18 protein-coding genes are annotated in these 24,197 nt (G+C 63.5%); 6 read left to right on the forward strand and 12 right to left on the reverse strand.

Annotated elements, in window-relative coordinates:
• Positions 1-606 precede the first annotated feature (606 nt).
• From hslU to regB, 11 genes are all read right to left on the reverse strand, one after another.
• Entirely contained in the window at positions 607-1,914 is a 1,308-nt protein-coding gene (gene hslU / locus BHD06_RS13800) for an ATP-dependent protease ATPase subunit HslU (protein ID WP_080457563.1), read from the reverse strand.
• Complete coding sequence (gene hslV / locus BHD06_RS13805) at positions 1,911-2,465, reverse strand: ATP-dependent protease subunit HslV (protein ID WP_080457564.1); 555 nt, start codon at positions 2,463-2,465, stop codon at positions 1,911-1,913. Before hslV ends, hslU begins: the two co-directional genes overlap by 4 nt.
• Before the next feature lie 63 nt (positions 2,466-2,528).
• Positions 2,529-3,677 carry an amidohydrolase gene (locus BHD06_RS13810; RefSeq protein WP_080457565.1) on the reverse strand — a complete coding sequence of 383 codons (1,149 nt, stop codon included), beginning with the start codon at positions 3,675-3,677 and terminating at the stop codon, positions 2,529-2,531.
• Between the two features lie 681 nt (positions 3,678-4,358).
• A complete protein-coding gene (gene trxA / locus BHD06_RS13820; protein ID WP_080457567.1) occupies positions 4,359-4,679 on the reverse strand; it encodes a thioredoxin in 321 nt (106 codons plus the stop codon).
• Between the two features lie 60 nt (positions 4,680-4,739).
• Positions 4,740-8,096 (reverse strand): double-strand break repair helicase AddA, encoded by a 3,357-nt coding sequence (gene addA, locus BHD06_RS13825; protein WP_080457568.1) that lies wholly within the window; start codon positions 8,094-8,096, stop codon positions 4,740-4,742.
• Positions 8,093-11,032 (reverse strand): double-strand break repair protein AddB, encoded by a 2,940-nt coding sequence (gene addB, locus BHD06_RS13830; protein ID WP_080457569.1) that lies wholly within the window; start codon positions 11,030-11,032, stop codon positions 8,093-8,095. The genes addA and addB overlap by 4 nt, the downstream gene beginning before the upstream one ends.
• Positions 11,025-11,708, reverse strand: a complete 684-nt coding sequence (locus BHD06_RS13835) for a nucleotidyltransferase family protein (RefSeq protein ID WP_139784744.1) — start codon at positions 11,706-11,708, stop codon at positions 11,025-11,027. Before BHD06_RS13835 ends, addB begins: the two co-directional genes overlap by 8 nt.
• Positions 11,705-12,715: an aminoglycoside phosphotransferase family protein gene (locus BHD06_RS13840; protein WP_080457571.1), complete on the reverse strand. Its 1,011-nt coding sequence runs from the start codon at positions 12,713-12,715 to the stop codon at positions 11,705-11,707. The genes BHD06_RS13835 and BHD06_RS13840 overlap by 4 nt, the downstream gene beginning before the upstream one ends.
• Positions 12,708-13,184 (reverse strand): tRNA (adenosine(37)-N6)-threonylcarbamoyltransferase complex ATPase subunit type 1 TsaE, encoded by a 477-nt coding sequence (tsaE, locus tag BHD06_RS13845; RefSeq protein ID WP_080457572.1) that lies wholly within the window; start codon positions 13,182-13,184, stop codon positions 12,708-12,710. The genes BHD06_RS13840 and tsaE overlap by 8 nt, the downstream gene beginning before the upstream one ends.
• Positions 13,185-13,224: 40 nt before the next feature.
• On the reverse strand, positions 13,225-14,727 hold the full coding sequence (locus BHD06_RS13850; RefSeq protein ID WP_254892422.1) for a PAS-domain containing protein: 1,503 nt from the start codon (positions 14,725-14,727) through the stop codon (positions 13,225-13,227).
• Between the two features lie 88 nt (positions 14,728-14,815).
• Positions 14,816-16,201, reverse strand: a complete 1,386-nt coding sequence (gene regB, locus BHD06_RS13855; RefSeq protein ID WP_080457574.1) for a sensor histidine kinase RegB — start codon at positions 16,199-16,201, stop codon at positions 14,816-14,818.
• Positions 16,202-16,290: 89 nt separating this feature from the next.
• On the opposite strand from regB, the gene BHD06_RS13860 reads away from it, so the two are divergent.
• The 5 genes from BHD06_RS13860 to BHD06_RS13880 all read left to right on the forward strand — a co-directional run bounded on the left by BHD06_RS13860 (position 16,291) and on the right by BHD06_RS13880 (position 21,820).
• Positions 16,291-16,917: an SCO family protein gene (locus tag BHD06_RS13860; protein ID WP_080457575.1), complete on the forward strand. Its 627-nt coding sequence runs from the start codon at positions 16,291-16,293 to the stop codon at positions 16,915-16,917.
• Positions 16,918-16,988: 71 nt separating this feature from the next.
• On the forward strand, positions 16,989-17,540 hold the full coding sequence (locus BHD06_RS13865) for an ActR/PrrA/RegA family redox response regulator transcription factor (RefSeq protein WP_074787883.1): 552 nt from the start codon (positions 16,989-16,991) through the stop codon (positions 17,538-17,540).
• A 139-nt stretch (positions 17,541-17,679) separates the two neighbouring features.
• Positions 17,680-18,666: a glycosyltransferase family 2 protein gene (locus BHD06_RS13870; RefSeq protein ID WP_080457576.1), complete on the forward strand. Its 987-nt coding sequence runs from the start codon at positions 17,680-17,682 to the stop codon at positions 18,664-18,666.
• A gap of 19 nt (positions 18,667-18,685) precedes the next feature.
• A complete protein-coding gene (locus BHD06_RS13875) occupies positions 18,686-20,386 on the forward strand; it encodes a beta-1,6-N-acetylglucosaminyltransferase (protein WP_080457577.1) in 1,701 nt (566 codons plus the stop codon).
• A gap of 6 nt (positions 20,387-20,392) precedes the next feature.
• Positions 20,393-21,820, forward strand: coding sequence for a sulfotransferase family 2 domain-containing protein (locus tag BHD06_RS13880; protein ID WP_080457578.1), 1,428 nt, complete (start codon positions 20,393-20,395; stop codon positions 21,818-21,820).
• Positions 21,821-21,836: 16 nt separating this feature from the next.
• Here the strand turns inward: BHD06_RS13880 and BHD06_RS13885 are convergent, their stop codons facing one another.
• The gene (locus BHD06_RS13885) at positions 21,837-22,742 is read right to left on the reverse strand and encodes a LysR family transcriptional regulator (RefSeq protein ID WP_080457579.1); all 906 of its coding nucleotides are present in this window, start codon (positions 22,740-22,742) and stop codon (positions 21,837-21,839) included.
• 107 nt (positions 22,743-22,849) lie between these two features.
• Between BHD06_RS13885 and BHD06_RS13890 the strand changes: the two genes are divergently transcribed.
• Positions 22,850-24,088 (forward strand): urate hydroxylase PuuD, encoded by a 1,239-nt coding sequence (locus tag BHD06_RS13890; RefSeq protein WP_080457580.1) that lies wholly within the window; start codon positions 22,850-22,852, stop codon positions 24,086-24,088.
• The last annotated feature ends 109 nt before the right edge of the window (positions 24,089-24,197 follow it).

Consider the following 24,197-nt stretch of genomic DNA (forward strand, 5'->3'; position numbering starts at 1 on the left):
AGCCCCAGAGGACATTGCCGTCCGCCGTTAACCCGGACGCAGATCACGCTCGAGCTCGTCATGGCACCCTCGCGCAAAACATGGTCTCACGGCCGATCATACAGGTGTCGTGAATTATCCGGGTTAACTCAAGCGCGTTATCTTGTCTTCCTTTAGGCTCGGCCAAAAGGATTATAGGTATCGGAAAACCGTTGATGATAGAATCGATGAAACTCTGTTTCTCTTGGAGCGTCCAAATCAACTTCCTTTGGTACCTCCGATTTACAAGATATTTCTTGGCAAGGTACGAGATATAAATACGCTCTACCTGCTCGCCTCTTACTATAAGCTCTTGGTTTTGGTTGACCATTCGTTGTCCAATCAATCTTGTTAGGCTCTAGGAAAACAGATTAGGTTACGGCTTGTCGATGGCACAACCACTTTGGTTCGCCGATACACGCGGGATAGCCGAACGTATCCTCCAATCCGGCCATTGGTTACCTTGACAACCTGTCCGGGCGATACCGTGATGCACTATGTGTCAATCGTCGGGATACATTGGAAAAGAACATGGTGCATTTGTCATTTAGTGACAGGATTTAGCGTGGTCTGATCCAAATCTTCCCCTCACAACACATACCTCGACAAATCCGCCGAGCGCATCAGCTCGCCGAGGTTCTCCTCGACAAAGGCCGCGTCCACCGTCACGGACTCGCCCGCGCGGTCGGGGGCGGTGAAGGACAGCTCCTCGAACACCCGTTCCATCACCGTGTAGAGCCGCCGCGCGCCGATGTTCTCGACCGATTGGTTGACCTCGGCGGCGATGCGGGCGAGCGCGGCGATGCCGTCTTCGGTGAAGTCGACCGTCACCTCCTCGGTGCCCATGAGGGCGGTGTATTGGCGGGTGAGGGCGTTGTCGGTCTCGGTCAGGATGCGGACGAAATCGGCCTCGGTCAGGGCGCGCAGCTCGACCCGGATGGGCAGGCGGCCTTGCAGTTCGGGCAGCAGATCTGACGGTTTGGCGATGTGAAAGGCGCCCGACGCGATGAAGAGGATATGGTCGGTCTTGACCGCGCCGTGCTTGGTCGAGACGGTGGTGCCCTCGATCAGCGGCAGCAGGTCGCGCTGCACCCCCTCGCGGGAGACATCGCCGCCGCGCGCGTCGGATTTGGCGCAGACCTTGTCGATCTCGTCGAGGAAGACGATGCCGTTCTGTTCGACGGATTCGAGTGCGGTGCGGGTGACGGCCTCATCATCGAGGAGCTTGTCGGCCTCCTCGCTGACCAGCAGATCGTGGCTGTCGGCGACGGTGATGCGCTTGGTGGTGGTGCGGTTGCCGAACGCCTTGCCGAAGATATCGCCGAGGTTCATCATCCCCATCTGGCCGCCGGGCTGGCCGGGAATGTCCATCATGCCCAATGGGTTGGAGCTGTCGGAGACCTCGATCTCGATCTCGGTGTCGTCAAGCAGGCCATCGCGAAGCTTCTTGCGGAACATCTCGCGGGTGCCCTCGCGGGCGTCTTCGCCTGCGATGGCGGTGATGACGCGTTCCTCGGCGGCGGCATTGGCGCGGGTACGCACGTCTTCGCGCATGTAGTCGCGGGTCTGGACGATGGCGCTGTCAACGAGATCGCGGATGATCTGTTCGACGTCGCGGCCGACATAGCCGACCTCTGTGAACTTGGTGGCCTCGACCTTGATGAACGGGGCGCGGGCGAGTTTGGCGAGACGGCGGGAGATCTCGGTCTTGCCGACGCCGGTGGGGCCGATCATCAGGATGTTCTTGGGGTAGACCTCGTCGCGCAGGTCATCCGAGAGCTGCTTGCGGCGCCAGCGGTTGCGCAGGGCGACGGCGGTGGCGCGCTTGGCGTCCTTCTGGCCGATGATGAAACGGTCGAGCTCCGAGACGATCTCGCGCGGGGTCAGGTCGGTCATTTTGTGATTTTCTCCACCGTCAGGTTGCCATTGGTGTAGACGCAGATATCGGCGGCGATGGACATGGCCTGGCGGGCGATGTCTTCGGCGGAGAGGTCGGTTCTCTCCGCGAGGCCGCGCGCCGCTGCGAGGGCGAAATTGCCACCTGAGCCGATGGCGGCGATGTCGTGCTCGGGCTCGAGCACGTCGCCTGCGCCAGTGATGACGTAAAGCTGATCGCCATCGGTGACGATCAGCATCGCCTCAAGCTTTTGCAGGTATTTGTCAGTGCGCCAGTCCTTGGCGAGATCGACGCAGGCGCGTTGGAGCTGTCCGGGGGTGGCCTCAAGCTTGCTTTCGAGCCGTTCCAGCAGGGTAAAGGCGTCTGCCGTGGAACCCGCGAAGCCCGCGACCACGTCATAGCCGCCGGGGCTGAGGCGGCGCACCTTGCGGGCGGTGCCCTTGATCACGGTCTGGCCGAGGCTGACCTGCCCGTCGCCCGCGATCACGACCTCACCGCCCCTGCGCACACCGATGATGGTGGTGCCGTGCCAACCGGGAAAATCGCTCATGTCAGGGCCTCCGTTCTGGTCTGCCCTATATGGAAGGCGGCAGAGATGGGTGCAAGGGTGGGCTTACCCGAGCAGATCGCGCGCGACGCGGTGAAAAATCTGCGCGCCTATGGGAATGAGATCGTCGGGAAAGTCATAATCAGGATTGTGGAGCGCGGCGTGATCGGTGCCCGCGCCGAGAAAGAGCATGGCGGATTTGGCGATATGGCCGAAGCGGCCGAAATCCTCTGAGGCACGCATCGGCAAGCCGCTGTTGTCATGACTGATGGCAAGCGTGTCGAGTGCATTGCGCAGGATTTGGGTCGCATCCGGGTGGTTTTCGCAATGGGCGAAGATGTCGTGATAGGTGAGCGCGAAGGTCAGGCCATGCGCGTGGGCGGCCTTCTCCACCAGCGTTTCGGCGGCATCGCACAGCGCGGCCATGCCATCATCGGTCAGCGTGCGCAGCGTGACGTAAAGCGTGGCCTCGCCCGGGGCGATGCCGAAGGCGGGCGCGCCCATTTGCGCGTGCGTCACCGTGGCGAGGGTAAAATCCGCGCCCTGCGGCGTGCCGTGGCCAAGTGCGGTGAGGTCTGGCATGAGGCTGCTGAGCGCCGCCATCGGCGAGGCACCGTTCTCCGGCTCTGACGCGTGTGCGGATTTGCCGGTGAGGGTGACGGCCATGCCGCGCGAGGCGCAGTTGACCGGGCCGGGGATGAGGCCGACATGGCCCAGAGGCAGGCCCGGCATGTTATGCAAGGCAAATGCGTAATCGGGTGAAACAGTCCCGAATTTCGGATCGTCCAGCACGGCGATGGCTCCGGCCCCGGTTTCCTCGGCCGGTTGGAAGAGCAGCACGGCGCGGCCGCGTGCGGGGCGGTGGCGTGACAAGAGCCGCGCCAGCCCCATTATCACGGTCATATGCCCGTCATGGCCGCAGAGATGGCCCTTGCCCGAACGGGTCGAACAGTGTGGCAGATTGCCCTGTTCCTCGATCGGCAGCGCGTCGAGTTCGCAGCGGAAAAGCACCGTCGGGCCGCTTTCGGCCCCGGCATAGACCGCCGCGACACCATGATCGCCAAGACCGGTCAGCAGGGTATCGGGCGGCGCGGCGTTGAGCGCCGTGGTGATGCGGCGCGCGGTCTCGCCTTCCTCGCCCGAGATCTCGGGGTGGCGGTGCAGGTCATGCCGCAGTGCAGTCAGCTCGGCGATATCGGAATTGGTCAGATTCATGCGGCGATCATGCGTGTTTTGCGGGCAAAGAAAAGGGGCCGCGCGCTGCGCGACCCCTTCTGAAGCTGAACGCAATCACGCGTACTGAATCAACTTCCAGGTAACCGCACGACCACCATGCGGGGGCATGACGTTACCCTTGGCGATTGGAGCAGTTGTCGAGTTGACATCCTGCGATTTCCAGACGCCGCTTTCGGGGCAGCGCTCCCCCGTGCGAGCAGTCGTTCCGATAGGTTTCTTGTTACTGTGATAGTTCATTTCGCTAACTCCATAGCATTTGGATTGGAGCCGCGATGAATGAAGAAGCTGCTAGACCCGACACGCACCGCGACTCAGCCCCCATGTTGAGGACATACACAAAACGTTATCAATGTTCCGGGTCAGGTCAATGCAAATAGTGTCAATCCACTATATATCGCTAAAAGCTAAGTAAAATCATCAATATAGCGTAAAAAAACCCCAGCAGTCCCTGAAGGCTACTGGGGTTTTGATCCAAATCGCAGTGCGAATCGGGTCTAGCCTCCCCACTCTCTAATGAAATGAATCCTGTTTCAACTATAAACAAGCGCGAATTGTTCTTTTTTGAGTTTTCGTAGAAACGAAAAAGTCAAGAAAAAAGATGGGTAAAAAGAAAGGGGCCGCGCGCTGCGCGACCCCAATCCATGAGGTAGCCTGACTGCGTCAGATGCTCTCTTCGATCCAGCTTTGCAGTGCGGCCTTGGGGGCGGCACCGGCGCGGTTCGAGATCACTTCGCCATTCTTGAAAATGAAGAGCGCCGGAATGCCGCGCACGCCCATGGCGACGGCGGAATTCGGGTTGCTGTCGACATCGACCTTGGCAACCTTGATCTTGCCTTCCATCTCGGTCGCCAGCTCTTCGAGGGCCGGGCCGATCTGCTTGCAGGGGCCGCACCATTCGGCCCAGAAATCCACCACGACGGGGATATCGGAATTCTTCACCTCGGCGTCGAAGGTGTCGTCGGTTACGGCAACGGTAGCCATTTGCATGTCTCCTAGCGGTCAGGGTTTCGACGCTGAACCTATGGAGCCGGACGGGTCGCGTCAAGCGATCCCGGCGGAATCGAGCGCCTCGCTCACGCTCTCGTGCGGGAGGCGCATGAGGGTGGCGGTGCGGGTCCAGAGGATCGCCGTTTCGATGCGCCGATCGGGGTAGAGTTGGCTGAGCGCATGGGCATAGGCCCCCATCTGCCGCAAGAGGCCATCGGGGCAATCGACCAAGGCGTGGGGAACCATCGCGTTGGTCTTGAAATCTACGGCCAGGACATGATCGGGGCCGAGGATCAGCCGGTCGATGACGCCATGCAGACGGCTGCGGCCAAGATCGGCGGTGATCGCCACCTCGGTCAGGGCATCGGCGGCGAAAAGCGGGGCTAGGCTGGGCCGGGTCAGGACCTTTTCGGCCTCGGCCAGCAGGAGTGCAAGCTCCTCGCCCTGCGCGGCATCCGGGCCGTTGGAGAGAAGGCGGGCCGCAGTCGCGGGCCAGTCCGGGGCGGGCACCTGCGGGAGGAATTCGAGCAGGCGATGCACCTGACGACCGCGGCGCTTGGCGGCCTCTTCATCAAGGCCGCGTTCACTAGGCAGGGCCTTGTCGCCGCCGAGATCGGAGGGGCTGAGCGTCTTGATCCGTCCGAGCGCCGGCGGCGCGGGGCGTTCGAAAAGAGGGATGAGGGCTGGGGTGCGCGGGGTTTGAGATTCATTAGATTCAGTCTCTGTTTCAACCCAAACCCCATGTTGCAGGCGCAGACCTGGCCCCTGCGCGAAAACATGGGCGGTGGCCCCTGCCGCCTCCATCCCACGTTGCACCTTTTCATACCAGGTATTGCCCTGCTGCCCCAGGTCGCCATGCGCCGCGACGATCAGCCATTTCTCGGCCCGGGTCATCGCGACATAGAGCAGGCGGTCGCGCTCGGCCTCTTGTGCGGCGCGGCGCTGATCGACGGCGTTGCGGATCACGGTGGGCATGTCAGGGGCGAGCCCGGTCCAGAGCGGCACGTCACCTGATGCCACGATCTGCGGCATGGGCGAGGCGCGCCAGGCCCCGGTTTCGGGGAGGATCACCACCGGCGCCTCCAGCCCCTTGGCGCCGTGGACGGTCATCACGCGAATTCGGTCGCCGGCGCTGTCCATCTGGCGCTTGATCTCGAGATCGTCGGTTTCCATCCAGACGAGAAAGCCGGTAAGGCTGTCGACGGCACGCTGTTCATAGGCCATGGCCTGCGACAAGAGCGCGTCGATGCCGTCCTCGGCCTCGGCCCCGAGGCGGGCGAGAAGTTTGCGCCGCCCGTCATGGCGGGTGAGGATGCGTTCGATCAACTCATAGGGGCGCAGGTAATCGACGTGATTGAGCAGGTCGTCGATGACCTGCAGCACGGCGGGAAACTCTGTTCGGCGGTCGCGCAGGGCCTGCCAGAGGTAGCGCTGGCTGCGGTGGTGGGCGAGTTCGTATAGCTGCGCCTCGGTCCAGCCGAAAAGCGGCGATTTTAGCGCGGTGGCGAGCGACAGATCATCCTCGGGTGTTGAAAGGAAGGAGAGAAACGCGGCCAGATCGCGGACAGCGAGTTCCGCACCGACCTTAAGTCGGTCGGCTCCGGCGATGGGCAGGCCCTGCGCCTTGCATTCGCGGATGATCTCGTGAAAGAGCGTGGAGCGGCGGCGCACGAGGATCAAGAAATCGCCGGGGCGGATGCGGCGAAAGCCGTCGCCGTCGGGGATCGTCTCGCCTCGGTCTAGCATGGCACGCATCTCGGCAGCGACCTGCCGGGCCAGGATGATCGCGGGGTGATTGGTGGCCTGCACATCGACGGGCATATGCCAGGCGGGGGGCTCCTCGCGCTCGGGCTTTTCGACAAGGGGCCAGAGATCGACGCGGCCGGGGAGGGTTTCAAAAAACGCCTTGTGACCCTCTTCCGGCGTAAAACCGCTATCTTCGCTTTGGTCGAAGCAGCAATCAACAGTGGTCAGGATTGCGCGAGACGAGCGGAAGGAATAGGCCAAAACACGCGATTGCAGCGGTGTGCCGGTGTTTTCCAGCCGCGCGCTGAAATCGCGCTGCATGCGGTCGAATTCGCGCGGATCGGCGCCCTGGAAGGAATAGATCGACTGTTTCTTGTCGCCGACGACAAAGATCGTGCGGCGGGTGTCGGGGCGGGCGCCCTGTCCGCTGGTGAATTCCTGCGCCAGCCGTTCGATGACCTGCCATTGTACCGGGCTGGTATCCTGTGCTTCGTCGACAAGAATATGGTCGATGCCGCCATCGAGCCGGTAGAGCACCCATGCGGCGACGGCAGGATCGGTGAGCAGGTCGCGGGCGCGCAGGATCAGGTCGTCGAAATCAAGCCACCCGCGCAGTTGCTTGGCGTGCTCATATGCGGGCAGGAATGCACGGGCAAAGTCGTGCAAAGCGCGGGTTTTCTGTAGTGCGAGAACGGCAAGGCGGGTCTGGCGGGTGTTCTCGACGCGCAGCATCCATTGCTCGATCTGGTCGATCGTGGTGCCAAGGGCTTCGCGCGTAGCCTTGGTTGGAAAAGAGCCTATCTTGGCGGAAAACGGTGCCTTCGCGCCAGGGCCTGTGAGGAACACATCCTCGAGGATCGGCAGGGCACGGTGATCCAGCATGGCGATAGGCGAGAGCTTGGCCGCGGCCTTGATGTCGTTGGCCGAGCCCGCCTGAAGCGCCGGAATGAGGTGGTTGAGCAGGCTGGATTCATTGCCGAGGAAAACGCGCGCCTCGACATCAGCCATGCTCAGCCCTTCGGGCAGATCAAAACTAACCGCAAGCTCGGCCTCGCTGACCGGGCGGGCGAAACCGCTGCGGTGGCGGGTGATCTCTGCGGTCAGATCATCGAGTGTTTCGCCGGAATAGTACCGCGCGAGGGTGTAGAGCGTTTCGGCCTGCGGCCCGGCGGCCAGATCTTCGACGATCTCAGTGCGCAAGAGGCGGGCGGTGCGGTCTTCCATCTCGGTGAATTGCGGCGAGACTTGCGCTTCCAACGGGAAGCGGCGCAGGAGGGCGGCGCAGAAGGAGTGGATGGTCTGGATGCGCAACCCGCCGGGGGTTTCGATCGCCTGGGCAAAGAGACGGCGGGCGCGGCGCAGGGTGTCGTGGTCGATCGTGGCCTCGTGACCCAACTCGCGCAGCGCGTCCGACAGATCGCGATTGCCCAGCATCGCCCATGCGCCAAGCCGCTGAAATAGGCGGTTCTGCATCTCGCTCGCGGCGGCCTTGGTATAGGTGAGGCAGAGAATGTGCTGCGGGTTGACCCCGTCGAGCAGGAGCCGCGCCACGCGGTCGGTGAGCACGCGGGTCTTGCCCGAACCAGCATTGGCCGAGAGCCATGTGGAGAGGTCAGGGCGCGCGGCATCGACCTGCGCCTGCGTGGCGGCATCGCGCGCGGTCATTGGCCCACCCCGCTTTCATCCGGGGGGTCGGTCACGTCCCATTCGCCGAAGCGGGCAAGTTGATCGTAATCGCCGCGATCCTCGGAACTGTGCGGCGCGCGGCGGGCGACATAGCCTTTATGCGGCACTGAATAGGCCAAAATCAGCTCTTTGAACTCTGACCAGACCTGATCGGGCGGTTCTTCATCCAGCGGGGCCGCGACCTCTTTCGGGGTGCTGCCCAACCCGATAAAGGCGGCGCGCATCACCGGGACCGGGCCGATATCGCCAAAGCCGCCGCGTTCGGCCATCGCGGCCTCGAGCAGCAATTGCTTGTCGAAGCTCTTTTGTTCTTTGGCCGTGGGCGGCGTGCCGGTCTTGTAGTCGTAGATATACATCCGCCCATGCGCGTCGAGATCGAGCCTGTCGGCCTTGGCTGAGAGGGTGAAGCCAAGCTCGGGGATCTCGGCGCGGCCCTTTTCCTCGAACTGCGCGGGCATGGCTAGCGTGCGGCGCTCGGCCTCGGTCTCGATAAACCAGTCGGCGACCCGTTCCAGCCGCGCGAGCCAGAGCGCGCGCGCCTCACCCCAGGGGACGTTTTCGGTCAGAACAGTGTCAGCAATGCCTAACAGCGCCTCGCGCATGGCCTGTTCGGGATGGGCGAGGGAGTGTTTGACAAACAACTCCAGGATCTCGTGCAAGACGGTGCCGCGCAGGAGCGCGTCGGGCAGTTTCATCAGCGGATCGAGCGGGCGCAGGCGCAAGACGTGGCGCGCGTAGATCGCGTAAGGGTCGCGGATCAGGCGTTTAATTTCCGTGACGCTGAGGTGATCGGGGCGCGCGGCGACGGGCGGAGCGGGGGCCGGTCGTGGGGCGCGAGGCACCTCGGTGGGCGTTTCCAGTGCGGTGACCTGATCGAGCCACGTTTGCCCGCGGGCGCGCATGGCGGCGAGCGCCTCGGGGCCGCCCTGACCGGGCAGGCCCGAGAGCAGGTTCTGCACGCGGTTGAGCCAGCGCGACACCACGGTTTCGGCATCATCGGAGCGCACCGAGCGGGTGAGCCAGACCTCCTTCGCCGCAATGGCCTGCTGGAAATCATGCGCCGAGAGGCCGATGCGCCGCTCGGGGAGCAAGAGCCCGGCCTGATGGCGCAGCGCGCGGTTGAGCCACGGGTCGGGCTTGGGCACCTCGGGCCAGCTGCCTTCGTTGAGGCCGGCGAGAATCAGCAGGTCGGCACCCTGAACCCGCGCCTCGAGCGTGCCCCAGATCAGGATATGGGGGTGCGGTTCGGTCGGGTCGCGGACCTCTTCACCGGAGAGGATGCTGTGAAAGAGGCTGGCATAATCCGTGGCGTTGAGCGCGCCTGCCGCGCCTGCCTCTTCGCGCAGGGAATTAACGACTTTGAGAGCGTGCTGTCCCGCCTCCTTTTCCCAGAGCGTGCCGGAGCCCTCATCGCGACTGCCCTGCGCGATGCGTTCGGCGAGCATGACATGCGCCGCGACGCGGGTGTCGAGCGGCGCATCGTCGGGTTGGGCGCGGTCGGTGAAGCATTCGCAGAGCCAGTCGACCCAATCGACAAGGAATTGATCGGGGTCATCCTTGATCCATTTCGCCAGGCTGTCACGGGTCGGGTAAGGCGGCCCGTTGCGGCGCAGGTGCAGTTCGAGGTCGCGGGTCAGGCGCAGGTGGTCGTTGCGCGCGCTGCCGCGATGGGTGAGCGGGTGCTTGAGCAGGGTGAGCAGCGCATCGGCGCTGAGGGAGTGGCGAAAGAGATCGGCCACGTGCCGAAGGAGCCGCCCGGGCGGCGAGAGGTGCAGCGGCTGACCGGCGCTGTCATCGGGCAGGATGTGCCAGCGGTCAAGCGCGGCGGTGACCTGACGGGTGAGCGCGCGGTCTGGGGTGATGAGCGCGGCGGTCTGGCCATCCTCGGCCGCCTGCCGCAGGCGCATCGCGATGGCGAGCGCCTCTGTGCGGGTCGATTGCGCCTCGATCAGGGTGACATCGGCCATGGAAAGGCCGATATCGCGCAGGTTCGGCCCGTCGCGCAGCCATTGATCGGTAACCGGCGCAGGACGCAGGGCGAGCGAGACGAGCGCATTGCGCGCAGGATGCGGGGGAATGTCGTCGGACCATGGGGCGATGTCCTGCGGGGCGATGCCCGCGCCTTGGGCAAAACGGACGAAGCGGTATTGCGGATGGTCCTCGGAGGTCATTGGATCGGCGAGCGCGTCCCAGACATGGGCGGGCGCGTCGAAATCGAAACCGGGCAGCACCACCGCGCCTTGCGGCAGCCGTGCCACCGCCTGCATCAGGAGTTGCGTGGCCCCGCGCGAACCGGTGGAACCTGCGACGATGATTGGCGATTGCGGTGGGTTGTCAGCCCAGAGATTGGTCAGCCGCTCGATCACGAGGCGCTGCCGGGTTTCGACGTCGGGGTTTTCGGGATCGGCCTCGAAATAGTGACGAACAATGCCCAGGAACGATTTTATCCGTGCCCAATGGCCGGATTGATCGGTGACGTCGAGGTCCTCGATTACCTGCGGCGGCACGCCTTCGCCGTGCATTTCGTCCATCAGCGCGGCGAGGCTGTCGGAAAGATCGAAGATCGCGCTGCGCGGGGCGAGGTCGGGCTGATTGTCGAGCAGGGTCGAGATCAGCTGCACCAGTTCCAGCCGCCGACGCAGGCGCGGCACGGGGTCGGGGATATGCGCGAGATCCCACATCTCGCCGAGATCGGTGACCAGGCTGATGCGCGGCAGCAGGCAGGGCGGGCCCTGATCGAAGAGGTCGCGGATGCGGCGGGCCATGCGGCGGGTGTTGACGATGAGGGTGACGCGGGCGAGCGTCTCGGGCGGCTGACCGGCATGGCGGGCGCGCAGCCCTTCGACCAGCGCGCGCGGGAAATCGACGCCGGGGGCAAGGCCGAAGACGCGAGGGGTGTCGGAGGGGTCAAACATCGCGCTGTCCCAGCATCGCCTCGGCCTGGTCGATGCCGTCGGGGTGGCCCACATCGCACCATTGGCCGGGATAGGGCAGGGCAGACAGGCGGTTCTCGGCCAGCATGCGATCCCATAGGAGGTTGAGCGAAAAGGCGGGGTCGTCGATCTGGTGCAGCAGGTCAGGCTTGATGATCTGCACGCCGGAATAGATCAGGCCGGGGCCTCGTGTGGCGCGCCCATCCTTGGCGATCAGGAAATCTCCGGTGCCGGAATGGCCGATGGCCTGACGTTTGGGGATGCAGAGGAGCAGCGCGTCCATCTGCTCAGGGTGCCATGCCTCGGCGAGCAGTGAAAGTGGGTTCGGGCCCTGCCAGACCGCATCGGTATTCATGGTAAAGACTGGACCCGGACCGAGGAGCGGCAGAGCGGCGCGCAATCCGCCGCCGGTTTCAAGGATGTCGGGTGTTTCGTGGGAAAAGGCGATGTCGCGCCCCATCAGATGGGCGGTGATCTGCTCGGGCAGGTAGTGCAGGTTGACCACCGTGCGGGGCGGGCCGTAGGCGGTGACAAGATCGAGCGCATGGTCGATGAGCGGTTTGCCCGCAACCTCGATCAGCGGCTTGGGGCGCGTTTTCGTGAGCGCACCCATCCGCGTTCCGAACCCGGCGGCAAAGAGCATGACTGGCAGTGTCATGTTGCGCACTGCTCCTTGAGGTGGGTCAGGATGGCCGGGGTAGGCGCGGGAAGTGTGCTTTGCACGAGGGAGGCGAGGGGGGCGAGTGCCGGATGCGCGAGGTCGCGCTGCAATAGCCCCCAGACGCGAGGAATGAGGTCGATGTAATGCGCCTTGCCATCGCGCAGGCAGAGCCGGGCAAAGACCCCGAGGATGCGCAGGTTTCGTTGTGCGCCGAGCGCGTGATAGGCGGTGGTGAACCTGTCGGGGTCGGTGTCGGCGGCGGCGGTGTAATGGGCGATCATCGCGGTTTCGGTGGCGGGGGCGACATCGCGGCGGGCGTCTTGCAGGACTGAGACCAGATCATAGGCCCGGTGGCCGCGCATCGCGTCCTGAAAATCGAGCAGGCCGACGCGGGCGGTGCCTGATCGCTCGGGCAGCCAGAGCAGGTTTTCGGCGTGATAGTCGCGCTGGATGAGCACGTCCTGTTCCGGCGCGCGGAGCTGAAGTAGGTCGTGAATCGTGGTATGTAACTCGGCCCGTGCCGGGCTGTCCTGACCGGTGGTGCCCTTGAGATACCAGTCGAAGCTGAGCGCGGCCATGTCGGCCATGAGTTGCGGGGAGTAGGGCGGCAGATCGGTCGGCGGGGCGTGATGGTGCAGCGCGACGAGGACGTCGGTTGCGGCGGTATAGAGCCGCATTTCGTCCTCTGGCGTGCGTTCCAGCACGCGGGCGAAGAGCGCGTCTCCGAGATCTTCGAGGATGAGAAAGCCGCGGGTTGCGTCCTCGGCGAGAATGGCCGGGGCGGAGAGGCCAAGGCCAGTGAGGTAGCGGGCGATGCGGGTGAAGGGGCGTACGTCTTCGCCCTTTTCCGGGGGCGCGTCCATCAGCACGGCGCGCGCGCCATCTGAGCGGTGCAGGCGCAGGTAGCGGCGGTTCGAGGCGTCACCGGCAAGCGGGCGTGCCTCGGCCTCGTGCCAGTCGGTCACGGCGAGGAAATCGGCCATCGCGGCGCTGCGATCAGTCATCGGTAAGTCCCTTCAGGCGCGTTGTCCAGCGTGGGTCGGACCATGTGAGGGAGAGGTGGCGCGTGTCCTCTGCCGCACCCGGTGTGAAATCGAGGGCGATGGCGCCGGAAGGGGTCAGATCGCCGAGGCGGTCGGGCCATTCGACGAGGGCGATGGCGCTCTCGAATGCCTCGGTGAGGCCGAGTTCGATGACCTCGGTGGGATCGCTGAGCCGGTAGAGATCGGCATGCCAGATCTCGCAGGGGGTGCCGGGATAGGTCTGCACCAGCGTGTAGGTGGGCGAGGGCACGTCTTCGGGCGTGAGCAGGAGCGCGCGGATCAGGCAGCGGGCGAAATGGGTCTTGCCCGCGCCGACCCCGCCAGACAGAAGCAGGACGTCACCGGCCGACAGCCGCGACCCAAGCGCCTGCGCAAAGGCGCAGGTCGCATCGGGGCTGGCGAGGGTGAGGGAGTGGCGGCGTCCGGACATAGCCCGACACTACACGCGCCACGCCTGCCCGCAAGCCGGATCAGCCGGTGTGTTCGTGCATCAGGGCCGCGCCTTCCGCCGCGTGATGGCAGAGCGACAACATGGTGTTTCCCCGCCCGAGCGGCGTGTGCCGCAAGTCGAGCCGCCCGGCCCCGTCCGCGAGGGTTATGCTCTGCGTGGCGGCGGCACCGGTGGCGATCTTGCGCTCCAGCCCCGGCCAGGCATTGGTCTGCGGGAAACGTGCCTGACAGGCGGCGATGATGTCGCGCAGCGTCGCCTCTGCGATGCTGCTGTCCGGGTCGATGCCGAGAAGCGCGCCGAAGCCGGCATTGCAGAATATCAGGCGATGATCCGGTGACAGCACGGCAATCGCGGCATCGAGATCGTCGATCACGGCCTGTCTCAGATCCATCTCGGTGCGGTGATTGCGCGCCTCCGAGATTTCGGGTGTGATATCCTCGAACAGAAAGGCCACCGCTCCGTTGGGATGGGGTCGCCCGGTGATGCGATAGGTCTGCCCGGACACAAGGCTCCAGTAGTCTTGATAAAGTCCACCGCGCGCGGCGCTGACCATATCGTTGATCTGGCTGCGCCAGTTGGCGTAATTCTTGGGCTCTGGCATGACCTGTGCGTCGCGCAGCATGTCGAAAAAGCTCATGACATTTGGGCGTGCGCTGAGAAACCCGACTGGCAGGCCGGTAAGATCGATCAGGGCCGGATTGAACAGCGCCAGCGATTTCGCATGATCGAAGACCGCCAGCCCGGTGGGCAGATCGGCAAAGGTGCGGCCCAGGGTCTGCACGAAATCGCGTTGCGCGGTTTCGGCGCTGACAAGGGCGGACACGTCACAGGCGTAAAAGGCGTGTCCCGCCTGCGTGCGGGTGACGGTGAGATCGAACCAGCGATCCGGCGCATTGCCGTTGGCATCGGGGACGCTGACGCGCTGGGTTCGCGCTTCGGTCGGTTCGGGCAGCGGGCTGAGCGCGGCGGTCATCCGGGCGATGCTCTCGGGGCGGAACGCGCGGGCCGCGTCGTTTTGCCAGATCAGGTGACCGCTGGTGCCGTGAATCCAGACCGGTTGCGGTGCCGCATGCAGCGCCGCCCTGGGCACATCCAGCACCATCAGGCGGCGTCGCCCCTCATGCAGGTGAGCGGGGCAGGACGGCCCGCCTTCTTGCAGGGTGGCGCGCAGGCTGTGGGCGCTGGCATGCAGTTCGAGCCGTGCGGGATCATCCGGCAGGGTGCTGTCGAATGTCAGCGATTCTCCGGTCGTGATGCTGAGCGGATCAACCGGCAGATCGCCGAACCGAAACCCGAGCCAGCTGCGAAACCGTGACCAGTCGTCATTGGGCGCATTGCTGTCATCGGGCCAGAGGACACCGGCGTCATGGTCGATGAGGGTCGCGCCGCGAAACAGGAAATGACATTCCGGCGCGGCGGGAAGTTCGGCCTGGGATGGGGCCGGGCCGGGCAGCCGCCCCACGAGCCAGATCACGGCGAGCGAGACCAGCATTGCCCCAGCGAGGAGGGTCGCGATTTCCATGATCGTCATCGTCACCATCAAGCACCTTGTCGAGCCGTTTCCGACAAGCGTGGCGCAAACTGGTTAAAACCGTCTTAACGCCGATCCGTCAGCTGCGGATGGGCTGGTTTTCGCCCAGCGCGGGCGTATCTGGCACTTCGAAGGCCTTGCGCGGCCATGTCACCTCGACCAGGGCGCCGCTGCGGGCGGCATCGGGCGCCTCTGCCCAGGTCACATCGGCCCCGTTGGCGAAGGTCAGGTCTGCGCCGGAGCGTTCCAGCAGGGTCTTGGCGATGAAAAGCCCGAGGCCCATGCCTTCGTATTCCGGGCGGCGAGGGTCGGTTGCGGGGGCGCGGCGGCGGATGAACGGATCGCCGATGCGGCCCAGCATGTCGGCGGGATAGCCGCGCCCGTCATCCATGATCCGCAGGGTGATGGTCTGTTCACCCCAGCGGGTTTCGACCCAGACACTGGCGCGGGCGAAATCCACCGCGTTCTGGATCAGGTTGCGTAGTCCGTGGATCACTTCGGGACGGCGCAGCACGATGGGCTGATCCATCAGATCCGCACCGCCCGCCGCGTGATCGAAATGAATGTGCTTGCCGCGATCGACATGCGGCTCGGCGGCCTCTTCGACAAGCGCGCTGAGGGGGGTGCGGCGCAGGTGCAGATCATCCTTGCCCGCCCGCCCCATGGAGCGCAGGATATCGCGGCAGCGGTCCGCCTGTTCGCGGATCAGAAGGGCGTCGTCGCGCAGTTCGGGATGGTCTTCCAGCTCTTCTGCGAGTTCCGCGCTGGTCAGCTTGATCGTCGCCAGCGGTGTGCCCAGCTCATGCGCGGCGGCGGCGACGACGCCACCCAGATCGGTCAGTTTCTGCTCGCGGGCGAGGGCCATCTGCGTGGCCTGGAGCGCGTCGGACATGGTGCGCATTTCCTGCACGATCCAGCGGGAATAGACCCCGAGGAACAGCACCGCGATCACGATCGCCACCCAACTGCCGAAGCGGAACACGTCGGGCACGCGCAGCACGAACCCCTCTTCGGTGCGCAGCGGCAGGTAGAACTGCATCAGCAATGTCACGATCACGATGGCCATCATGCCCAGAAACGCGGTCGAACGCCCGGAGAGCGCCGAGGCGGAGACGGTGACGGGGCCGACGATCAGGATGGTGAAGGGGTTGTGCATGCCCCCCGTGAGATAGAGCAACAGCCCAAGCTGAAGCATGTCGAAGAGCACGACGAGGAAGGTGTCTTGTTCCGACAGGCGCTTGTTCTCGGCAAAGATGAAACCGGCGACGAGGTTCGACGCGACCGACACCCCGATGACCAGAAAGCACAGCCCCATTTCGAGATTGAGGTGATAGACCCGGTCGGCGACGATCAGCGCGCTGGCCTGACCGATGATCGCCCACCAGCGCAGTAGCACGAGCGTGCGCAGGCGAATCCAGTTGCCCCTGTTGCGGGCCTTGAAGAGACCGGAGGCGGGATCGGTCATATCAGGGGGCTTGTCCATTGCGTGCGTGATCTGGGATGCTAAATAGAAGGAAGGTTGCACCCCGTCCACCGAAACGCAAGGAAATCCACATGACCCGCCTGATTGCCATTGTCGCCGCCGTCGTTGTTGTCCTGGGTTTGGGCGCGACCTATTACGTCGTGACCGCCGGGTCTGGAGACGCGGATCAATTCGCGCAATGCCGGGCGTCGAACGTGGCGGGCGGTTCGGCGCAGATCGGCGGGCCGTTCGAGCTGGTGAGCGAGACCGGTGAGACGGTCACCGACAAGGATGTGATCGACCGGCCGACGCTGATCTACTTCGGCTATACGTTCTGCCCGGATGTCTGCCCGATGGATGCCGCGCGCAATGCCGAAGCGGTGGATCTCCTCGAAGAGCGGGGTGACATGGTCAAGCCGGTGTTCATTTCCATTGACCCTAGGCGCGACACGCCGGAGGTGATGGCGGAGTACACAGAGTATCTGCATCCCCGGATGCTGGGCCTGACCGGGAGCGAGGCGCAGGTGCGCGAGGCGTCCAAGGCCTACCGGACCTTCTTTCAATCCCGCGACGAGGGCGATGACGAGTTCTACCTCGTCGATCACTCGACAATGACCTACCTGTCGCTGCCCGAACACGGCTTTGTCGAGTTCTTTCGCCGCGATGTCACGGCAGAGCAGATGGCCGACCGCGTGCAGTGTTTTATTCAAGCCAGCTAAGCGTTTGTTTTGACGGGGGGCCGGGCGCGGGCTAAAACATCTGGCAACGGCGCGTAAACAGGAGGAGCGGCATGGCCGAGGACATGCAGGATATCGGTGACGACAAGACGCTGCTTCTCGTGGACGATGACGAGGCATTTCTGCGTCGGCTGGCCAAGGCGATGGAAAAGCGCGGTTTCGAGGTCGAGACCGCCGGGTCGGTGGCCGCCGGACGCGCCATCGCCACGAACCGGCCCCCGGCCTATGCGGTGTGCGATCTGCGGCTTGAGGATGGCAACGGGCTCGACGTGGTTGAGGTGATCCGCGAAAAGCGGCCCGACAGCCGGATCGTGGTGCTTACCGGATACGGCGCGATTGCCACCGCCGTCGCCGCCGTCAAGATCGGGGCGACGGATTACCTGTCGAAACCCGCCGATGCCACGGATATCACCAACGCGCTATTGGCCAACGGGGCCGATCTGCCGCCGCCGCCGGAAAATCCGATGAGCGCGGACCGGGTGCGCTGGGAGCATATTCAGCGGGTTTATGAGCTGTGCGACCGCAATGTCAGCGAGACGGCGCGTCGGCTGAACATGCACCGGCGCACGCTGCAACGCATTTTGGCGAAACGCTCGCCACGCTGAACGTCGATTTTGGCAACGATTCCGGAATTTTATCGAGATTGTCCTCAAAAAGGTTGTATTACCAGCCGTTAGATAGTCTGAGGCGATCTAAAAAGACAAATGGAGGTCCGATCTCGTGGGGGCGTGGCAATCATACCGGATGCGGCTGCGACGCAAACGGGCCAAGGTGCGTGCCTTTCGCAAGCATTTCTCGATGCAGTCCGTCGTCGATCGCACCGACCGTATACGCCCCGGTGACGTGCTGCTGTTTTCGACCATGCGGGACGAGCATGTCCGCCTGCCTTATTTCCTGCGCTACTACCGCGATCTGGGGATTTCGCATTTCCTGATTGTTGACAATGACAGCACCGATGGCGGTGCGGATTATCTGTTGCAGCAAGAGGATGTGTCGCTTTGGTCCACCAAGGCGAGTTACAAGCGCGCGCGGTTCGGCATCGACTGGCTCAACTGGCTGCAATCGAAATACGGGCACGGGCATTGGACGCTAGTGGTCGATCCCGATGAGTTCTTTGTCTACCCGTTTTGTGACACCCGGCCCATTCGCGCGCTGACCGATTGGCTGGATACCTCTCAGGTCAAATCCTTTGGTTCGATGCTGCTCGATATGTATCCCAAGGGGCGGATCGACGCGGTGCCCTACCGTGCCGGGCAGAACCCGCTGGAGATTGCCGCCTGGTTCGATCCCGGCAATTACGTGATCGAAAAGAACAAGAATTTTGGCAACCTGTGGATACAGGGCGGGCCCCGTGCGCGTGTCTTCTTTCCCGACAATCCGAAAAAGGCGCCCGCGCTCAACAAGACGCCATTGGTCAAGTGGCATCGGCGCTATGCCTACGAAAGCTCCACCCATATGGTGCTGCCGCGTGGTTTGAACCTGACCTATGACGAGTGGGGCGGCGAAAAGGCGAGCGGTATCCTGCTCCATGCCAAGTTCTTGGATACCTTTACCGCCAAGGCCGCCGAGGAACTGACCCGCCGCCAGCATTATTCGGCGAGCGTCGAATACAAGGCCTATGCCGAGATCGTGCAACACAATCCCGAACTTTGGTGCAAATGGTCGGAAAAATATATAAACTGGCGGCAATTGGAAATCCTCGGGCTGATGTCCAAGGGGAACTGGGCATGAGCAACGGGGCAGTACACGCATGAGCGTCGGGATTATCATGCTGGTTCACACCGCTTTTGGGCGCGCCGAACAGGTGGCGCGGCACTGGGCGGCGTCGGGCTGTCCGCTGGTGATCCATGTCGACAAGGCGGTGCCGCGCAAGACCTACAATGCATTTGTGAATGCCCTGTCCGATATCAAGGATGTGCGCTTTGCGGCCCGGCACCGCTGTGAATGGGGCACCTGGGGGCTGGTCGCGGCCACGCAGGGGGCGTCGGAGATCATGCTCCGCGAGTTTCGAGAGGTCCGACATGTCTATCTCGCCTCGGGGTCGTGCCTGCCGCTGCGCCCGGTGCAAGAGCTGATCGACTATCTGGCCGCGCGTCCGCATACCGATTTCATCGAGAGCGCGACGACGGCAGATGTGCCCTGGACCATCGGTGGTCTGGATCAGGAACGCTTTACCCTGCGGTTCCCGTTCTCTTGGCGGAACCATCGCTTTCTGTTTGACAAATACGTGGCTCTGCAACGCCTTATCAGGTTCAAGCGGCGCATTCCCAACGGCATCGTGCCCCATATGGGCAGCCAGTGGTGGTGTCTGACGCGGCAGACGCTTTCGGCCATTCTGGATGACCCTTACCGGCGGGTGTATGATCGGTATTTTTCCCAGGTGTGGATTCCGGACGAGAGCTATTTCCAGACCCTTGCCCGGCAATATTCCCGTCAGATCGAGAGCCGGTCGCTGACCCTGTCGAAATTCGACTACCAGGGCAAGCCGCATATCTTTTACGACGATCACCTGCAACTTTTGCGTCGGTCAGACTGTTTCGTGGCGCGCAAGATCTGGCCATTTGCCGATCGCCTGTATGAGGCGTTTCTGACCGATCAGGCGGGGGCGATGAAACGCACAGAGCCCAACCCGGGCAAGATTGACCGCATCTTTGCCAAGGCGGTGGAGCGGCGCACGCGCGGGCGGCCGGGCCTTTACATGCAGAGCCGCTTTCCGGTGGAGACCCGCGAGAACGGGCTGACCTGTGCGCCCTATTCGGTGTTTCAGGGGTTCAGCGATCTGTTCGAGAATTTCGAACCGTGGCTGGCGCGGATGACCGGGATGCGGGTGCATGGGCATCTCTTTGCGCCGGAGCGGGCCGAGTTTTCGGATGGGCAGACGGTGATGAACGGGGCGCTGTCGGACAGTGCGGCGCTGCGCGACTACAATCCGCGCGCCTTTCTGGCCAGCCTGATCTGGAACACCCGCGGTGAGCGGCAGTGTTTCCAGTTCGGACCGCGCGACGTGATCAAGGATGTCGAGTGGTATATCGCCAAGGATCCGAATGCGCAGATCTCGGTGATTTCGGGGGCCTGGGCGGTGCCGCTCTTCAAGGCCAACGGCAATTTCGCCGATATCAGGCGCGAGGCGGCGCTGTTGCAGCAGATCGAGAGCCAGCATCTCAAGGTGCTGCGGTCGCCCTGGACCAAGGCGCGGGTGCGGATCTGGACAATGGCGGAATTCATCGAGGCCCCGATGGAGCCGTTGCAGACCATCATCGACGAGATCGGGCAGCAGAACCTGCGCGGTCTGGCCGAGGTGCCGCGCATGGCTGACCTAACCGGGTTCGGGCAATTCCTGCAAAACCTCAAGAATCAGGGGATGCATCCCTATCTGATGGGCGATTTTCCGGTCGAGCAGGGCCTCCACAGCCCGCAGCAGGATGCGCGCAAACCCTATCTGGTGCGGTAAGAGTGAATGACAGGCCCGTTTGACTATTTCGTCGTGTTCGCGGAAATGCGCACCGGCTCCAATTTTCTGGAAAGCAACCTGAATGCTTTTGACGGGATCGAATGCCATGGCGAGGCGTTCAACCCGCATTTCATCGGCTATCCCAACAAGACCGAATTACTCGGGCTGACACAGGCCGAACGCGACGAGGAACCGGCGCGCCTGATTGGAGCGATCAAGGGGCAGTCGCAGGGCATCGGCGGCTTTCGGTTCTTTCACGACCATGACCCGCGCGTTCTGGATTATGCACTGGACGATCCGCGCTGTGCCAAGATCATCCTGACGCGCAACCCGGTCGACAGCTACGTGTCGTGGAAGATCGCGCAAGCCACCGGGCAGTGGAAATTGACCAATGTGAAACGCCGTCGCGATGCGCCGATTGCCTTTGATCCGGGCGAGTTCGAGACACATCTTGCCAAGTTGCAGGCGTTTCAGGTGTTCCTCCTTAACCGGCTTCAGGCGATCGGGCAGACGGCGTTTTACGTGGCCTACGAGGATTTGCAGAGCCTTGAGGTGATGAACGGGCTGGCGCGGTATCTGGGCTGCGAGACGCGGCTTGAGGCGCTTGATGCCTCGCTCAAGCCGCAAAACCCCGAGCCATTGGAAAACAAGGTCTCCAACTTCAAGGATATGGAGCATGCGCTGGCCGGGCGCGACCCCTACAACCTGACCCGCACGCCGAATTTCGAGCCGCGCCGGGGGGCCGCCGTGCCCGGTTTTGTCAGCGCCGTGCGCGCGCCGCTCCTCTATATGCCGGTCCGGTCCGGGCCGGAGGCCGAGGTGCGCGGGTGGCTTGCGGCGCTCGATCAGGTGCGTGAGGAGACGTTGCCGAGTAAGCTCAACCAAAAGGCGCTGCGCCAGTGGATGCGGCGCAAGCCCGGGCATCGGCGGTTCACCGTGCTGCGTCATCCGGTGGCGCGCGCGCATGCTGCTTTTTGTGACAAGATCCTGATCAAGGGGCCGGGATGCTATCGCGATATCCGCCGTACCCTGCGCAATTTCCACAAGCTGCCGATACCCGGCAATGTGCCCGACGAGGGCTATGACCTGGCCGCGCACAAGGTGGCGTTCTTGGCGTTTCTGGAGTTTCTCAAGGCGAATCTGGCCGGTCAGACCGCAATCCGGGTCGATGCACATTGGTGCACGCAGGCCGCGGCCGTCGAGGGCATGGCGCAGTTCGGCGCGCCCGACATGATCCTGCGTGAGGACGAGATGCCGGGCTACCTGGCCGCACTGGCGCGGCAGGTGGGCTATGCGAAACCGCCCGCGCCGCCACAGGTGGAACGGCAAGAGCCTTTTGGCCTTGCGGATATTTACGACGACCGGATCGAGACACTGGCACAGACGGTCTATCAGCGGGATTATGTTCTGTTCGGGTTTGGGGCCTGGCGGTAGGTTGACGTCAGGCCCGTCACCCCGGCATCGCCGCGAGAATACGCTCGATCATGAACTCGATCAGCAGCCGCGCCTTGGGGTCCTGCCGCCGTTTATGCGGATAGAGACAGGCCATCTGTATGGGCACTGGCGGCTCACTCTCCAGCACCGGCACGAGGCGACCCGCCTCGAGATGGTCATGCACCTCGAAGCGGGGTTTGAGGATGATGCCGTGCCCGTTGAGTGCCCATTGCGTCAGCGCATCGCCATGATCCGACTCAAAAGGCCCCGAGACCGAGATGCGCCTTACCCCGTCGGGTGTGCGCAGCGGCCACTGGAATTCCGGCGCGCCCGCATAGCGCAGGTTCAGGCAGTCATGCGCCCCCGAGGCGAGGCTGTCGCTGGTCTCGGGTAGACCCTTGCGCGCGATATAGGCGGGTGCGGCGCACAGGATGCGCACGCAATCGGCGATCTTGCGGATGCGCAGCGACGAATCTTCGGGCAGGCCGAGAAAGAACATCGCGTCGAGCCCCTCGGTGGCCAGATCGAGCCTGCGATCCGACAGGCGCAGGCGGATGTTGATCAGCGGGTAAAGCGCCTTGAAATCAGGCACGGCGGGGGCGATGATCCGCTGGCCCAGACCAAGCGGGGCCGCAATGTGCAGCGTGCCGCGCGGGCTGCGGGTGACCTGCCCGATTTCGGCCTCGGCCTCGTCCACCGCCTCGATGATCCTAAGCGCGCTGTGGTAGAAGAGCGCGCCCTGTTCGGTGGGGTTGAGCTTGCGCGTGGTGCGCTGAAACAGGCGGATGTCGAGATGTTCTTCGAGAGCGGCGATGCGGGCAGAGGCCACGGCCGCCGAAATCCGCTGATCGCGCGCGGCGGCGGACATGCTGCCCAATTCATAGACGCGCACGAATGTCCTGATATTCTCCAGATAGGCCATGCGCCGAGATTATTAGGGTACTCTTGAAACAGCTAGGGATTTTTCTCGGATGCAGCGCAATCGCGTTTTGTGGCATCCAGGGTCAGGCGTGAAAAGGAGACAGCGACATGCAAGATCTTGTGATCATCTGGGACTGGCTCAGCTTTGCGCTGCGCTGGCTGCATGTCATCACGGCGATGGCGTGGATCGGATCGTCGTTCTATTTCATCGCGCTCGACCTGGGGCTGCGCCGGGCGGATGACCTGCCCGAGGGCGCGCAGGGCGAGGAATGGCAAGTGCATGGCGGCGGGTTCTATCATATCCGCAAATACCTCGTGGCCCCGGCGCGGATGCCCGAACATCTGACCTGGTTCAAATGGGAGAGTTATTCGACATGGCTGTCGGGGGCGGCGCTGTTGATGGTGGTCTACTGGGCGGGGGCGGAGATCTATCTGATCGCGCCTGAAAGCGGGCTGAGCACTTGGCAGGGGATCGCGATTTCCGCCGCCTCTCTGGGCCTTGGCTGGCTGATCTATGACGGGTTGTGCAAATCGGGGCTGGCGGGGCGGCCGACACTGTTGATGCTGGTGCTCTTCGCGCTGCTGATCGCGATGGGGTGGGGCTATACGCAGGTGTTCACGGGCCGCGCGATGATGCTGCATCTGGGGGCCTTCACCGCCACGATCATGACGGCGAACGTGTTTTTCATCATCATGCCCAATCAGCGCATCGTTGTCGCCGACCTCAAGGCCGGGCGCGTCCCGGAGGGCAAATATGGGCGCATCGCCAAGCTGCGCTCGACCCATAACAATTACCTCACGCTGCCGGTGATTTTCTTGATGCTGAGCAATCACTACCCGCTGGCCTTTGCTACGGAGTATAACTGGATCATCGCCGCGCTGGTGTTCCTGATGGGGGTGACGATCCGGCATTTTTTCAACACCATGCATGCGGGCAGCGGCTATCGCTGGTGGACCTGGGGCGCGACGGCGCTGCTCTTTGCTGCGATAATCTGGCTGTCGATGGCCCCGTTGCGCCATGACGGCTATGAGCAAGGCGCTGCACGCCCGCTGAGCGCGCGCGAGCGGGTCTTTACCGAGGTCGACGGTTTTGACGAGGTGGCGGCGATCATTCCGGGGCGCTGTTCCATGTGCCACGCGCGCGTGCCCTATTTCAAGGGTATCCACCACGCCCCGAAAAACGTGTTGCTGGAGACCGAGGCCGATATCGCCCATGCGGCGCGGGCGATCTATCTGCAAGCGGGGGTTACCCACGCTATGCCGCCGGCCAATCTCAGCTACATGGAAGACGATGAACGGCGGGCGGTGCGGCGCTGGTATCTTGCGGCAAAAGCCGACGGCGGATAGGCGCGCCTTGTGCCTTTGCCAAGCGGGTGGCGTTATTCTGCCGAAAAAATTTTCAAACTTTCCCCTTAACTACATACAAAGGCTGCTGTTGTTGTGTATGCTAGGGCAA

Source organism: Roseovarius sp. A-2, assembly GCF_002072155.1.
Taxonomy (GTDB): domain Bacteria; phylum Pseudomonadota; class Alphaproteobacteria; order Rhodobacterales; family Rhodobacteraceae; genus Roseovarius.